The sequence below is a fragment of the Galbibacter orientalis DSM 19592 genome, assembly GCF_000260115.1.
Classification (GTDB): domain Bacteria; phylum Bacteroidota; class Bacteroidia; order Flavobacteriales; family Flavobacteriaceae; genus Galbibacter; species Galbibacter orientalis.
Genome location: NZ_JH651379.1, coordinates 2,294,696 through 2,308,655 on the forward strand (window position 1 = coordinate 2,294,696; position 13,960 = coordinate 2,308,655).

The following is a 13,960-nucleotide window of genomic DNA, read 5'->3' on the forward strand; positions in this document are numbered from 1 at the left end:
TTTATAGAATAGTAAAATTTAAAATTAATAAGTCCGAACGCAGCCCAGGTAGCCGTTATGGATAAAAAAAGTATACATTTAGTCTACTTTGAAAGACTCCGTTTATACCTTCAGTGATCTTCATATTTACTTCTTTCCATTTTGAGGCATTTCAGTATGACAGAAACCGTTTCCCTTGTAAAGTGCGGTCTGGGGCTCAAAAAGGGGCATATCAATGACCTATCCATACCACTCTTTTATACATGTACCCTTTGATCCAGTGGTTCTCTAAAGCGTTATTCATAGCATCAAAATTTAACATATGGTATGTTATATTTTTATAGGTCGGGGGCATAATGCCCATTCCCTGTTCTTGGGCTAATGAAAAAATCGTAAAGGGTGCATTCCATATATCAAATGGAACAATTCCAGATAGCTAATATGTTTAATTTTCATCAAATACTAAATGTCAAAATCTGGCTATTTTTTATAAAAATCTGGAATTTTGACCGTACCCCATTATTTAAAGTTGCATCAGATCCGTTTGGATATCTGCACTTCACTGGATTTCAATGATAAAATTAAGGAGGTAAACATGTCTGTAAGGGATTAAAATGTATCTGAGAGGGATTATTTTAATCAAATTCATGAAAAATTCATGGCTTTTTGGTATCATACCAAAATGTATAAAATATTGGCTGCAAATACTTACCTGAATCTTTAAAAGCATTAATTTTTTATAGGAATGAAATTACCCTTTTGTGTGACTCCTAAAGTCGCGATGTTCTTTTTTATAAAGTTCTGCTTCAGGCAAATTTTTAAAATAATCATAGGTAATTTTCATCCCTTCTGTTCTTGAAGTTTTTGGCTCCCATTCTAATACTTCTCTTGCTTTGGTAATATCTGGTCGCCGTTGTAGTGGATCGTCTGTAGGTAAAGGCTTATATACTATTTTTTGATCTGTTCCTGTAAGTTTTATAATTTCTTCAGCAAAATCTTTAATAGAAATTTCAGTAGGGTTTCCAATATTTACTGGCTCGTGATAAGTACTCATTAAAAGTTTATAAATTCCTTCTATTTGGTCGTTCACAAAACAGAAAGAGCGTGTCTGACTTCCATCTCCAAAAACGGTTAAATCTTCTCCTCTCAATGCTTGTCCTATAAAAGCTGGAATTACGCGTCCGTCATTAAGACGCATTCTTGGTCCATAAGTGTTAAAAATACGGGCAATACGCGTATCCACTCCATGAAAACGATGATATGCCATTGTGATTGATTCCATAAAGCGTTTTGCCTCATCATAAACACCACGAGGTCCTACGGGACTCACATTTCCGTAATATTCTTCTGTTTGGGGGTGCACCAATGGATCTCCATACACTTCGGAAGTCGATGCTACCAGAATTCTAGCTTCTTTATCCTTGGCTAATCCTAATAAATTATGTGTTCCTAGAGCTCCTACTTTTAATGTTTGAATTGGAATTTTTAAATAGTCAATGGGGCTAGCAGGAGAAGCAAAATGTAAAATAAAATCTAAAGTTCCAGAAATATCAACATATTTAGTTATATCATGATGGATAAACTCAAAATACTCACTGCTTCTTAAATGTTCTATATTTTTTAAATCGCCAGTAATTAAATTATCCATTCCAATAACATACATGCCTTCGGCAAGAAACCGATCGCAAAGATGAGATCCTAAGAAACCTGCTGCTCCAGTAATTAAAATTCGCTTCTTTTCCAATTCTATTATTTTGCAGACGAAGATACTTAAAAAATTGTTTCTTTTTAATTGGGGTTTCTTGATATATAGCCCCTCTTTAAAGAAAAGAAATTGTCTAAAAGTATCTATAGTATAATCTATACGTCATCCTGAGCTTGTTGAAGGATTATTTTGATTATATGTTGTTTAAAAACTTCAACAAGCTCCTTTAGACAAGTACAGATTGCTTTTTAGAGAGCCTCTTTTCCTAGCTTAAATCTTATAATTCTATACTTGTAATGTATATCAGTTTACATATTTCTTCTATACTGCCCTCCTACTTCAAACAATGCTTGTGTTATTTGTCCTAATGAACACACTTTAGTTGCTTCCATCAAAGCTTCAAATACATTTTTATTCTGAATAGCCGCTGCTTGTATTTTAGCAATCGCATCTTTTGATTCTTCACTATAAATGCTATGAAGCTTTTCTAAAGTAGCTATTTGTAATTGTTTTTCCGTCTCTGTTGCACGGATTACTTCCGAAGGAATTACTGTAGGAGAACCTTTACTACTTAAAAAAGTATTCACTCCAATAATTGGGTATTCTCCTGTATGCTTCAAGGTTTCATAATACAAGCTTTCTTCTTGAATTTTTGACCTTTGGTACATGGTTTCCATTGCTCCTAATACGCCTCCACGTTCTGTAATTCTGTCAAATTCTTTTAACACAGCTTCTTCCACCAAATCGGTTAATTCTTCTATAATAAAGCTCCCTTGAATAGGATTTTCATTTTTTGCTAAGCCTAATTCTTTATTGATAATAAGCTGAATTGCCATTGCACGGCGCACAGAATCTTCTGTAGGTGTGGTTATTGCCTCATCGTATGCATTGGTATGTAATGAATTACAATTGTCGTAAATAGCGTACAGTGCTTGAAGCGTTGTTCGGATATCATTGAAATCGATTTCCTGCGCATGTAAAGACCTACCTGAAGTTTGGATATGGTATTTTAACATCTGTGAACGTGCATCGGCACCATACTTTTCTTTTAATGCTTTTGACCAAATTTTACGAGCTACTCTTCCAATTACGGCATATTCTGGGTCAACTCCATTGGAGAAGAAGAAAGATAAATTAGGCCCAAACTTATTAATATCCATTCCTCTACTCAAATAATACTCCACATAGGTAAATCCGTTTGCTAAAGTAAATGCTAATTGGGTAATAGGATTAGCGCCAGCTTCCGCAATATGGTAACCAGAAATTGATACGGAATAAAAGTTACGAACATTGTTTTCTATAAAGTATTCTTGCACATCTCCCATTAATCGCAATGCAAATTCGGTAGAGAAAATACAGGTATTTTGCGCTTGATCTTCTTTTAAAATATCGGCTTGAACCGTTCCACGAACATGTGCTATAGTTTTTTCTTTAATTTCTTGATACACATGTTTTGGAAGCACCATATCTCCAGTAACCCCTAAAAGCATGAGTCCGAGTCCGTCGTTTCCTTCTGGCAATCCTACTTCATCTGCGCCTTCATTACGAGAAAAACTCTGATATTTTGGGGGTTCACTATTTTTTTGCTGATAAATTGCCTTGATTTTCGCTTTAACCTCTTTTTCTAAACCATTTTCTTTGATATAGATTTCACACTGCTGATCTATGGCTGCATTCATAAAAAAGCCTAATAACATCGGCGCAGGTCCGTTAATAGTCATACTTACCGAAGTCATAGCATCTGCTAAATTAAAGCCAGAATACAATTTTTTGGCATCGTCTAAGCAGCAAATGGAAACGCCTGCATTCCCTATTTTTCCGTATATATCTGGACGATGGTCGGGATCGTTCCCATATAAGGTAACAGAATCAAAAGCAGTGGACAAACGTTTTGCAGGCATTCCTAAACTTACGTAATGGAAACGTCTATTGGTTCGTTCTGGTCCTCCTTCTCCAGCAAACATCCGTGTAGGATCTTCCCCTGTACGTTTGAAAGGGTATAAACCTGAAGAATACGGAAATTCCCCCGGCACATTTTCTTGTAAAACCCAACGTAAAATATCGCCCCAAGCTTGGTATTTTGGCAATGCTACTTTTGGAATTTGCGTGTGAGATAACGACTCGGTATGCGTTTGCATACTAATTTCTTTGTTTCTAACTTTAAAAGTATATAATGGTGCTTTGTACTTGGCAACCTTATCTTTCCAACTTAAAATTGTCTCCCAATGATGAGGGTCTAAATTAAGCTTTACCCTATCAAATTCGCCTACCAAAAGTTTAACAAATTCGGATTGCTTATTATCTTCCGAAGAAATTTCAACTCCATGCTTCGATAAGCTCAAATTTGTATTGGTTACGCTACATAAGGTTTGATAAATGCCATATAGCTTTTGAGCCACTTCTACCTGCTCATCCACTTTCTTGTCGTAAGCGCGATTATTCTCAGCAATTTCCGATAAATACCTAGTTCTATTTGGAGGAATTACAAATACTTTTTCACTCATTTCTGAAGAAATCTCAAAACTCGATTTTAAACGAGCGTCAGTTTTTTCTTCAATCTTTTTCATTATTTCTTTGTAAAGTGTATTCATACCGGGGTCGTTAAACTGCGCGGCTATGGTACCAAATACAGGAATATCATCTGCTTTAGCTTCCCACATTCCATGATTGCGCTGGTATTGTTTCTTTACATCTCTGAGTGCATCTAGCGCCCCACGTTTATCAAATTTATTGATGGCCACCAAATCGGCAAAATCGAGCATATCAATTTTTTCTAACTGCGTGGCTGCACCAAATTCTGGAGTCATTACATATAAGGATACATCCGAATGATCTAGAATTTCGGTATCGCTTTGTCCTATTCCAGATGTCTCCAATATGATTAAATCGTATTCAGCAGCTTTTAAAACCTCTACAGCTTCAGCAACATGTCTCGACAGCGCTAGATTTGATTGCCTCGTTGCCAAGCTACGCATATATACTCGTGGATTATTAATGGCATTCATCCGAATACGATCTCCTAACAAAGCGCCTCCAGTTTTTCTTTTGGAGGGATCTACAGAAATAATTCCAATTTTTTTATCATCAAAATCGTTTAAAAATCTACGTACCACCTCATCTACCAAACTACTTTTCCCAGCACCACCAGTACCTGTAATTCCTAAGACAGGGATAGCCCCTCCTGACCTCCCCGAAGGAGAGGAATTCTTCATTTTTTCAAATTCTTTAAGAAATATATCGTGGTTATTTTCAGCTAGTGTAATAAGTCTTGCTATAGTATTGATATTTTTTTCCTTTAATGCTTCTTCTATTCCCTTCCCCTCGGGAAGGGTTAGGGATGGGTTTGCATAATCAGAATTTTCCACCAAATGATCTATCATTCCTTGTAATCCTAATTCCCTTCCATCATCTGGAGAATAAATCTTAGATACACCATAATCCATTAATTCTTTTATTTCCTCCGGAAGAATAACACCACCGCCACCACCAAAAATCTTGATATGCGAAGCACCACGCTCTTGAAGCAAATCGTGCATATATTTAAAATACTCATTATGTCCTCCTTGATAAGAAGTCAACGCTATAGCATTTGCATCTTCTTGGATAGCAGTATTTACCACTTCCTCAACACTTCTGTCGTGTCCTAAATGGATTACTTCCACTCCAGTTGCTTGGATAATACGGCGCATAATATTTATGGTAGCATCATGACCGTCAAAGAGGGAAGCTGCAGTTACAATTCTTATTTTATTCTTAGGTATATATGAGTTTGATTGCTTCATTTGTAATAAGATGTGTTTTATACGTACGCAATTTACAGAATTTGCATAAAAAAGGGGCTTATTTTAAGAATAAGTTAATCCTATTTTCTTACGTTGTTATTCTACTCAAACTTAAGGAAAATCCTAAAGTCTTTTTATAACATTTTTCAACAATAAGTAACTATAAAACTTAAGAAACCATATGCATAATAATCTAAAAGCTATTATTTTTGAAAGAAAAAGATACTCAGTGCATTACGTCTGAATATTACAAATAATAAATTAACCAAACACCTGGTAGCACGTCCATTTTTGGAAAGCTATTTTTAAAAATATGGCAAAAATAACAATACTCATTCACTGTAAAGATACATCGGGAATTATAGCATCGGTAACCAACTTTATCCATAAAAACCATGGAAATATTGTCTATATCGACCAACATGTAGATAGACAGAACACTACTTTTTTTATGCGATGCGAAAGCGTATTCAACCCAAAAACCTTTCATTACGAAAATTTTAAATCGGTTTTCCAAGAGTTGATTGCAGAAAAATATGAAATGGAATGGCAGGCATATACAGATGACTACAAACCTAAAATGGCAATTTTTGTCTCGAAATACGATCATTGTTTGTACGATATTTTAGGTCGCTATAATGCTGGCGAACTCAATGTTGAAATTCCATTTATTATTAGCAACCATCCCGATTTAAAGCATATAGCCGAGAGTTTTAAAATCCCTTTTTACCATGTTCCAGTAACAAAAAATACTAAAGAAATTGCCGAGCAACAGCAATTAAAACTATTAGAAGAACACGGAATTGATTTTATAGTATTGGCAAGGTATATGCAAATAGTATCAGAAAAACTTATTGAACGTTATCAAAATAAAATTATCAATATTCACCACTCCTTCTTACCTGCTTTTGTAGGTGCAAAACCTTACCATTCCGCCTATAAACGCGGGGTTAAAATTATAGGAGCTACTAGCCATTATGTAACCGAGGAATTAGATGCAGGCCCTATTATAGAACAAGATGTTGCACGTGTTACACATGCCCATTCTATAGACGATTTAGTTATGAAAGGGAGAGATTTGGAAAAAATAGTTTTGGCACGGGGAATTAAACTTCATATCGATAGAAAAACGATGGTTTTTAATAACAAAACAATCATTTTTAGCTGATTCTCAAAGCAGACTCTTCTAGCGCAACAATTCTAAACAAAATTACCTTCAACTTAATATTTTGGTAATTTCTAGTTAACACTATTTCCTTTCTGTTTATGCAACTTTGTACCATCAAAATGAGTTTCATACTTGAATAGTTTGAGTTAGCAGTTAGTTAGTTTAGAAAGGCCGATTTTTCCGAATCGGTTTTTTTATGCTTTAAAGTTATTTCCCATTATCCAATAAAATGTTTTCAAACACTGAAAAGCATCCTAATATTAAGGGTTAAAAGACATTTTTGAAATATTTTCTCTTTTTTCTTACAGCGAAGCGGTCTTATATCTTTGTCTATTATATTTTTTTATACAAACTCTCAAAGTACTTAAATGCATTTTGGAGTCGAGAGCCATACCATGAAAAGTATTCGCCATCCACTAAAATAATTTTTACAGAAGGAAGCTCTCGTTGAATTTCATCAATATGTTTTTGCTTAAACGGAAAAGGCTCAGATGACAATAATATGTAATCTAAATCTTCCATCATTTTTAATTCTGAAAGCAATACTTCTGGATAGCGAGCTTTCTCTCCAAATGCATTTATAAACCTATTCTCTTTCAGCAAAAAATCAATAAAAGTATTATTACCAGCCACCATCCATGGTTTTCTCCAAATAAAATAAGCCACTTTTTTTTCTGAAGCATCCTTAACAAAAGCTTTAAAACTTTTCCATTCGCTCGTAATGGTTGTAATTAAATTTTCTGCGGAATTTTCTGCGGAAAATAATTCTCCATATTGTTTAATAAGTGCTAAACTGTCTTGGAGCGTGTAAATATCTGAAACATGAACTGTTGAAATCTTCTCTAAAGTCGACACTATTTCCTTAGTATTTTCTTCTTTATTACAAAGAATAACATCTGGCTTAAGCGATTGTATAAGTTCGTATTTTACATCTTTTGTTCCTCCAACAACCGTTTTATTCACAAGGGCTCGTTTGGGATGCACGCAAAATTTTGTAACTCCAATAATACGTTCTTCCAAACCCAAATCGTATAACAATTCGGTTTGCGAAGGCACTAAAGATATAATTCTTTGTGGAGTACTTTTTAGATTAATATGTCGCCCTAATTGATCTTTCAAATTACAGCTTTATAAAAAAGAAGCCATTTGTTGCTGCATTTCTAACGCTTTTTCTTTTGCTTTGTCTGCAAAATCTTCTCCATTAGAAGCATATATAATTCCTCGAGAAGAGTTTATTAACAAGCCAATATTTTCTGTCATCCCATATTTACAAACATCTTCCAGACTTCCTCCTTGAGCTCCTACTCCAGGAACAAGTAAAAAACTTTCAGGAACAATTTGTCGAATTTCTTTTAAATATTCCGCTTTTGTAGCGCCCACTACATACATTAAATTTTCTGAGTTTTTGTAAGATTTAGAGGTCTCCAATACTTTTTGATATAAAGGAACTTCTCCTACTTTTAATGTCTGAAAATCAAATGCTCCTTCATTAGAAGTAAGTGCTAAAAGAATGGTATGCTTATCTTTAAAAGCTAAGAACGGCTCTACAGAATCCTTCCCCATATAAGGCGCTATGGTAACAGAATCAAACTCCATATCTTCAAAAAAAGCTTTTGCATACATGGTAGAAGTATTCCCAATATCTCCTCGTTTTGCATCGGCAATGGTAAACAATTCTGGGTAATTCTCATTGATATAATTAATTGTCTTTTTCAAAGCTTCCCATCCTTTAATTCCAAAAGCTTCGTAAAATGCAATATTAGGTTTATAAGCCACAGCCAAATGGTGGGTAGCATCAATAATAGCTTTATTAAACTCAAAAATAGGATCTGTTTCCTTCAATAAATGATTCGGTATTTTTTTGATATCAACATCTAAGCCGATACATAAAAATGATTTTTTAGTTCTTATTTGTTGAATTAATTGTTCTGTTTGCATTTGTTTTATTTCTGATATAAAAAATGCCAAACTTCGACAAGCTCAGCATGACATTCTTCATTTAAAATTTATCATTTAAAATTCAAAATAACATCCAATTTACATTGTTTCACTAGCTTCTTTAAGCTTCTCTGTATTTTCTGTCATTTTAAGTTCTTCCACAATTTTCTGAATATCGCCATTCATAATATTCGATAAATCGTAAAGGTTTAATCCAATTCTATGATCTGTTACACGCCCCTGCGGATAATTATAAGTTCTAATTTTAGCACTTCTATCTCCACTTGAAACCATACTCTTACGTCTTGCAGAATCCTCCTCTTGCTTTTTAGCCAATTCACGCTCATACAAACGTGAACGAAGTACTTTTATAGCCTTTTCTAAGTTTTTATGTTGCGATTTTTCATCCTGACAACGCACTTCTATCCCTGTAGGTAAATGCTGTAATTGGATAGCAGAATATGTGGTGTTAACCGACTGCCCTCCAGGCCCTGTAGAAGTTGTTCTGATAATTTTTACATCTCCCATATCAAGCTCTACATCAAACTCTTCAGCTTCTGGCAACACCATTACTGTAGCCGCAGACGTATGCACACGACCTTGGGTTTCTGTTTGAGGTACCCGTTGCACACGGTGTACCCCCGATTCAAATTTTAAAGTTCCGTAGACATTCTCTCCATTAACCTCAAAAATAATTTCTTTATAGCCTCCAGAAGTTCCTTCATTAAAATCTACCACATTAACTTTCCATCCTCTGCTTTCGCAGTATTTAGTGTACATTCTATGTAGGTCTCCTGCAAAAATACTAGCTTCATCTCCTCCAGTACCTGCACGAATTTCCATCATTACATTCTTAGAATCTTCTGGGTCTTTAGGTATTAATAAAAACTTGATTTCGTCTTCTAATGGCCCAAGTTTCTCTTTAGCTTCTTCCAACTGCATTTTAGCCATTTCGACCATTTCAGCATCACTTCCATCAGCAATTATCTCTTCGGCTTCTTCAATATTACTTGTAACCTCTACATACTCATCTCGCTTTTGTACAAGTTCATTGAGTTCTTTATACTCTTTATTTAATTGTACATAACGCTTTTGATCGGCAATTACATCTGGTTGGATGATTAAATCCGATACTTCATCAAAACGTTGTCTTACAATATTTAATTTATCTAACATAATTATTCTCTAATTCGAAATGCAAATTTACGATTATTTTTGTTGTTTTTATAGTTAGATGTTATTCAGTTAAAATTTCCTTTATTATAAGCATTTATCTATAAAAAATAATACTTTTACTCTCATTGAGAGATTTATAATGACTAAAATCATCCCTGTTCTAAATTTATTCGTGTGAAATCCCTATTCTTAATTTTCAACTTTTATAAAAGCTACCTTCTAATTTCTGTTTTTATACAGTTTGTTTTACTATTTATAAAATTTCCCATTCCTGCTATTTTATTTACAAAAACCCTTTTCTTTAGTGCTTTATTTTTTACTACAGCCAAAATTGGGAATGACAATAAATTTACATTTTATCAAAATCTTTCTGTTTCCATCCCAAAATTATTTGTCGGAGTTTTATTTACAGATTTCGTTGTAAGCATTGTTATGTATTCTTTTTTAAACCCACTATTTTGAAATTAGAAATTGATAATATCGAGCTTTCTTATGCTGATAAAAAAATATTGGCTGGTATTTATTTTAAGAATGATATAGGAAAAGTAACAGGAGTATTAGGAAGAAATGGCTGCGGAAAAAGTAGTCTTTTAAAAATCATCTTCGGAAGTCTGCAACCAAAATATAAACTTCTTCGCTTAGATGAAAAGCCCCTATTAAAAGCATTCTATAAAACAGGTTTAGTTAAATATTTACCACAACACCAAATGCTTCCTAACAACATAAAATTAAAGGATGCCTTTTTTCTGATGAGTGTAAATTGGAACGATTTTGTAAAAGTTTTTCCGAGTTTTGAAACTCATAAAACTGCAAAGCCAAAAGAAGTATCTGGAGGAGAATTACGAGTTATAGAGACCTATCTTATATTAAAATCGGAAGCAAAATTTGTACTTTTAGACGAGCCCTTTTCTCATATTGCTCCACTCTATATTGAAAAAATTATAGAAATTATTGATGAAGAAAAAGATCAAAAAGGAATTATTATTACAGATCATTTATATGAACATGTAATAGATATATGTGATGATTTATACCTCTTAAGAAACGGACATACAAAGCAGGTTTCTTCTCGGCAAGATTTAGTAAACGAACATTATTTGGTAAGTTAGTTCTTCAAGAAAATACGCCTTTTGAAGTTCTTCAGAATGACCCCTTCGACAAGCTCAGGGTGACAAACTCACGGTGACATCCTCATGATGAAAAGCTCCACAGCAAAAAGATCAGGGCGACAAGCTCAGGGTGACATCATCATGATGAAAGTAAAAAGCTTTGGGTGAAGAATTCAAGAAAAAAAACCTCAGAGCTTACTTTTTCAAGTAAATTCTGAGGTTTTTTATATAGCATTTGTATACCTTTAAAATATTTAAATTTTCTGCGTAAGCCCTACGCCCTACCGAAAATTCAGGAAAAGCTTTTGAGTATTCAAATATTAATTATTTAGCAATTATCCACATTTAGAAGATCCACAATCTTTACAAGTTAAGCAACCTTCTTGGTATACCAAATTATCTCCTTCACAGTTGCTGCATTTCTGCCCTTTTGCCGCTGTTCCATCCTGAACATATCGCTTTAAAGCTCTTGCCACACCATTTTTCCATGTGTTAATCGACTCAGAATCTAATTGTAAACTGTTAATTAAATTCACTACTCTTTCAATCTCCATTCCATGTCGAAGTGTACTCGAAATTAGTTTAGCATAGTTCCAGAATTCAGGATTGAATTTATGAGACAACCCTTCAATAGTAGTTTTATACCCTCTCTTGTTTTTATATTGAAAATCATAACGAGAGGTTCCATCTTCATTTCTATTCTTAATAATTACCCCATCTTCAACCCAACGCGGAATTAAAATTCCGTCTTCATCGTCTGCTAATCCTGTAAAAATCTCATAAGGCTCTCCGTCAATCAAACCAATAAAGGCAATCCATTTTTCCTTACTATTTTGAAAACGCACCACATCGGCTTCTAAAACCTGAGGTCGTTTTGTGGTTAATACTTTCTTTTCTGTAGTTTCTTCTTCTTTCTTTTCTTCATTAGAAATTAAAACCCCACTACGAGAACCATCTCTATACACGGTAACACCTTTACATCCTACCTTCCATGCTTCTAAATACAATTGTCCTACTAATTCTTCTGTGGCATCATTTGGCAAGTTTATGGTTACACTTATTGAGTGGTCTATCCATTTTTGCACAGCTCCTTGCAATTGTACTTTACTCAACCAATCTACATCATTAGAAGTAGCTTTATAGTAAGGCGACTTTTGGATGAGCTCATCAATTTCTTCCTGACTATAATTTTTTGAAGTATCAATTCCGTTTATTTGCATCCACTCTTTAAATCGGTGGTGAAAAACAACATATTCTTCCCATGAATCTCCTACTTCATCAATAAAATCTACACGTACATTTTTATCATTTGGATTTACTTTTCTTCTTCTTTTATATACTGGTAAAAATACAGGCTCAATTCCAGAAGTAGTTTGCGTCATTAAACTTGTAGTTCCAGTAGGAGCAATAGTTAATAGCGCAATGTTTCTTCTCCCGTACTCCAACATTTCGTAATACAGCTTATCATCTGCTTCTTTTAGACGAAGTATAAAAGGATTATCTTTCTCACGGTCGGCATCAAAAATACTAAAAGCTCCACGTTCTTTAGCCATTTCAACCGAAGCTCGGTATGCTGCCAAAGCTATTGTTTTATGTACATTTACTGAAAACTCATTAGCTTCTTCAGTTCCATATCTATAACCTAGCGCTGCCAACATATCTCCTTCCGCAGTGATTCCAACTCCAGTTCTTCTTCCTTCATATGCTTTTTTACGGATATTAAGCCAAAGGTTTTTCTCAACCAATTTTACATCATCTCCTTCTGGATCTGCATCTATTTTAGCTAAAATATTATCAATCTTTTCTAATTCAAGGTCGATAATATCGTCCATAATACGTTGTGCTAAACCAACATGCTTTTTGAATAAATCAAAATTAAAACTCGCTTTGTCTGTAAACGGATTTTCAACATACGAATAAAGGTTGATTGCCAACAATCTACAAGAATCGTACGGACATAACGGAATTTCACCACATGGATTTGTAGAAACTGTTTTATATCCTAAATCGGCATAACAATCTGGAACAGATTCTCTAGAAATAGTGTCCCAAAATAGAATTCCTGGTTCGGCAGACTTCCATGCGTTGTGCACAATTTTATCCCACAATTTAGAGGCTTCAATCTCCTTTTCTACTTTAGGAGTCTGACTATGAATAGGGTACTTTTGTGTGTAATTTAATTTCCCATCAACCGCTTTCATAAAATCGTCATCAATACGCACCGATACATTTGCTCCAGTAACTTTTCCTTGTTCCATTTTTGCATCAATAAAATCTTCAGCATCTGGATGGTTTATAGAAACAGAAAGCATCAAGGCTCCACGACGCCCATCTTGCGCCACCTCACGAGTAGAGTTAGAATAACGCTCCATAAACGGTACAATTCCGGTAGATGTTAATGCCGAATTTTTTACTTCCGATCCTTTTGGACGGATGTGAGATAAATCGTGACCCACACCTCCACGACGTTTCATTAGTTGCACTTGCTCTTGGTCAATCTTCATGACTCCACCATAGGAATCAGAATTTCCATCATTACCAATTACAAAACAATTTGATAATGACCCTACTTGGTATGGGTTTCCAATTCCTGCCATCGGACTTCCTTGAGGTACTATATATTTAAAGTCTTTTATCAAATCGAACACCTCTTCTTCTGTCATTGAATTAACATACTTTTCCTCTATTCTTGCAATTTCTTTTGCAATTCTACGATGCATATCGTTTGGAGTAGCCTCATAAATATTCCCTTGAGAATCTTTAAGCGCATATTTATTTACCCAAACCGTTGCTGCTAAATCGTCTCCTTTAAAATATTCTAAAGAGGCTTTTATAGCTTCTTCCTGTGTATATATTTTTTTCAAATTAGAAGTCTCTATTTTTTGCATTTTTATAATGATTTTGTGTGGATACTTAAACTGTATAGGGGAATGTTCAACAACTTACAAAACATCTAAGCTGTCAACACCACAAAACTAATTAAAATTAAAACACGAATTAAAATTATTTTAAAAAAGTTTACAAGAAAAAACACTTAAACACCTAATTATTAATATTTTATAATTTTACTAACAATGAAAAGTTTACAACTTTTTTAATTGTA

8 protein-coding genes are annotated in these 13,960 nt (G+C 34.2%); 2 read left to right on the top strand and 6 right to left on the bottom strand.

All coding sequences use genetic code 11. The annotated features are described in order from the left end of the window. Positions 1 to 730: 730 nt before the first annotated feature. Positions 731 to 1,723, bottom strand: coding sequence for a UDP-glucuronic acid decarboxylase family protein (locus tag JOOMADRAFT_RS10155; protein ID WP_008613051.1), 993 nt, complete (start codon positions 1,721 to 1,723; stop codon positions 731 to 733). Positions 1,724 to 1,992: 269 nt separating this feature from the next. Continuing rightward, on the bottom strand, positions 1,993 to 5,466 hold the full coding sequence (locus JOOMADRAFT_RS10160) for a methylmalonyl-CoA mutase family protein (RefSeq protein WP_008613052.1): 3,474 nt from the start codon (positions 5,464 to 5,466) through the stop codon (positions 1,993 to 1,995). Between the two features lie 313 nt (positions 5,467 to 5,779). On the opposite strand from JOOMADRAFT_RS10160, the gene purU reads away from it, so the two are divergent. Next, positions 5,780 to 6,634 carry a formyltetrahydrofolate deformylase gene (gene purU, locus JOOMADRAFT_RS10165; RefSeq protein WP_008613053.1) on the top strand — a complete coding sequence of 285 codons (855 nt, stop codon included), beginning with the start codon at positions 5,780 to 5,782 and terminating at the stop codon, positions 6,632 to 6,634. Between the two features lie 333 nt (positions 6,635 to 6,967). On the opposite strand, the gene JOOMADRAFT_RS10170 is transcribed toward purU, so the two are convergent. The 3 genes from JOOMADRAFT_RS10170 to prfA all read right to left on the bottom strand — a co-directional run bounded on the left by JOOMADRAFT_RS10170 (position 6,968) and on the right by prfA (position 9,748). After that, positions 6,968 to 7,753 (bottom strand): ABC transporter substrate-binding protein, encoded by a 786-nt coding sequence (locus JOOMADRAFT_RS10170; protein ID WP_008613054.1) that lies wholly within the window; start codon positions 7,751 to 7,753, stop codon positions 6,968 to 6,970. A gap of 9 nt (positions 7,754 to 7,762) precedes the next feature. Beyond that, the gene (gene pyrF, locus JOOMADRAFT_RS10175) at positions 7,763 to 8,572 is read right to left on the bottom strand and encodes an orotidine-5'-phosphate decarboxylase (RefSeq protein WP_008613056.1); all 810 of its coding nucleotides are present in this window, start codon (positions 8,570 to 8,572) and stop codon (positions 7,763 to 7,765) included. Between the two features lie 99 nt (positions 8,573 to 8,671). Then, the gene (gene prfA, locus JOOMADRAFT_RS10180) at positions 8,672 to 9,748 is read right to left on the bottom strand and encodes a peptide chain release factor 1 (protein WP_008613058.1); all 1,077 of its coding nucleotides are present in this window, start codon (positions 9,746 to 9,748) and stop codon (positions 8,672 to 8,674) included. Positions 9,749 to 10,206: 458 nt separating this feature from the next. On the opposite strand from prfA, the gene JOOMADRAFT_RS10190 reads away from it, so the two are divergent. After that, complete coding sequence (locus JOOMADRAFT_RS10190) at positions 10,207 to 10,857, top strand: ATP-binding cassette domain-containing protein (protein ID WP_008613059.1); 651 nt, start codon at positions 10,207 to 10,209, stop codon at positions 10,855 to 10,857. A 335-nt stretch (positions 10,858 to 11,192) separates the two neighbouring features. On the opposite strand, the gene JOOMADRAFT_RS10195 is transcribed toward JOOMADRAFT_RS10190, so the two are convergent. Beyond that, positions 11,193 to 13,745, bottom strand: coding sequence for an adenosylcobalamin-dependent ribonucleoside-diphosphate reductase (locus JOOMADRAFT_RS10195; protein WP_008613061.1), 2,553 nt, complete (start codon positions 13,743 to 13,745; stop codon positions 11,193 to 11,195). Between the last annotated feature and the right edge of the window lie 215 nt (positions 13,746 to 13,960).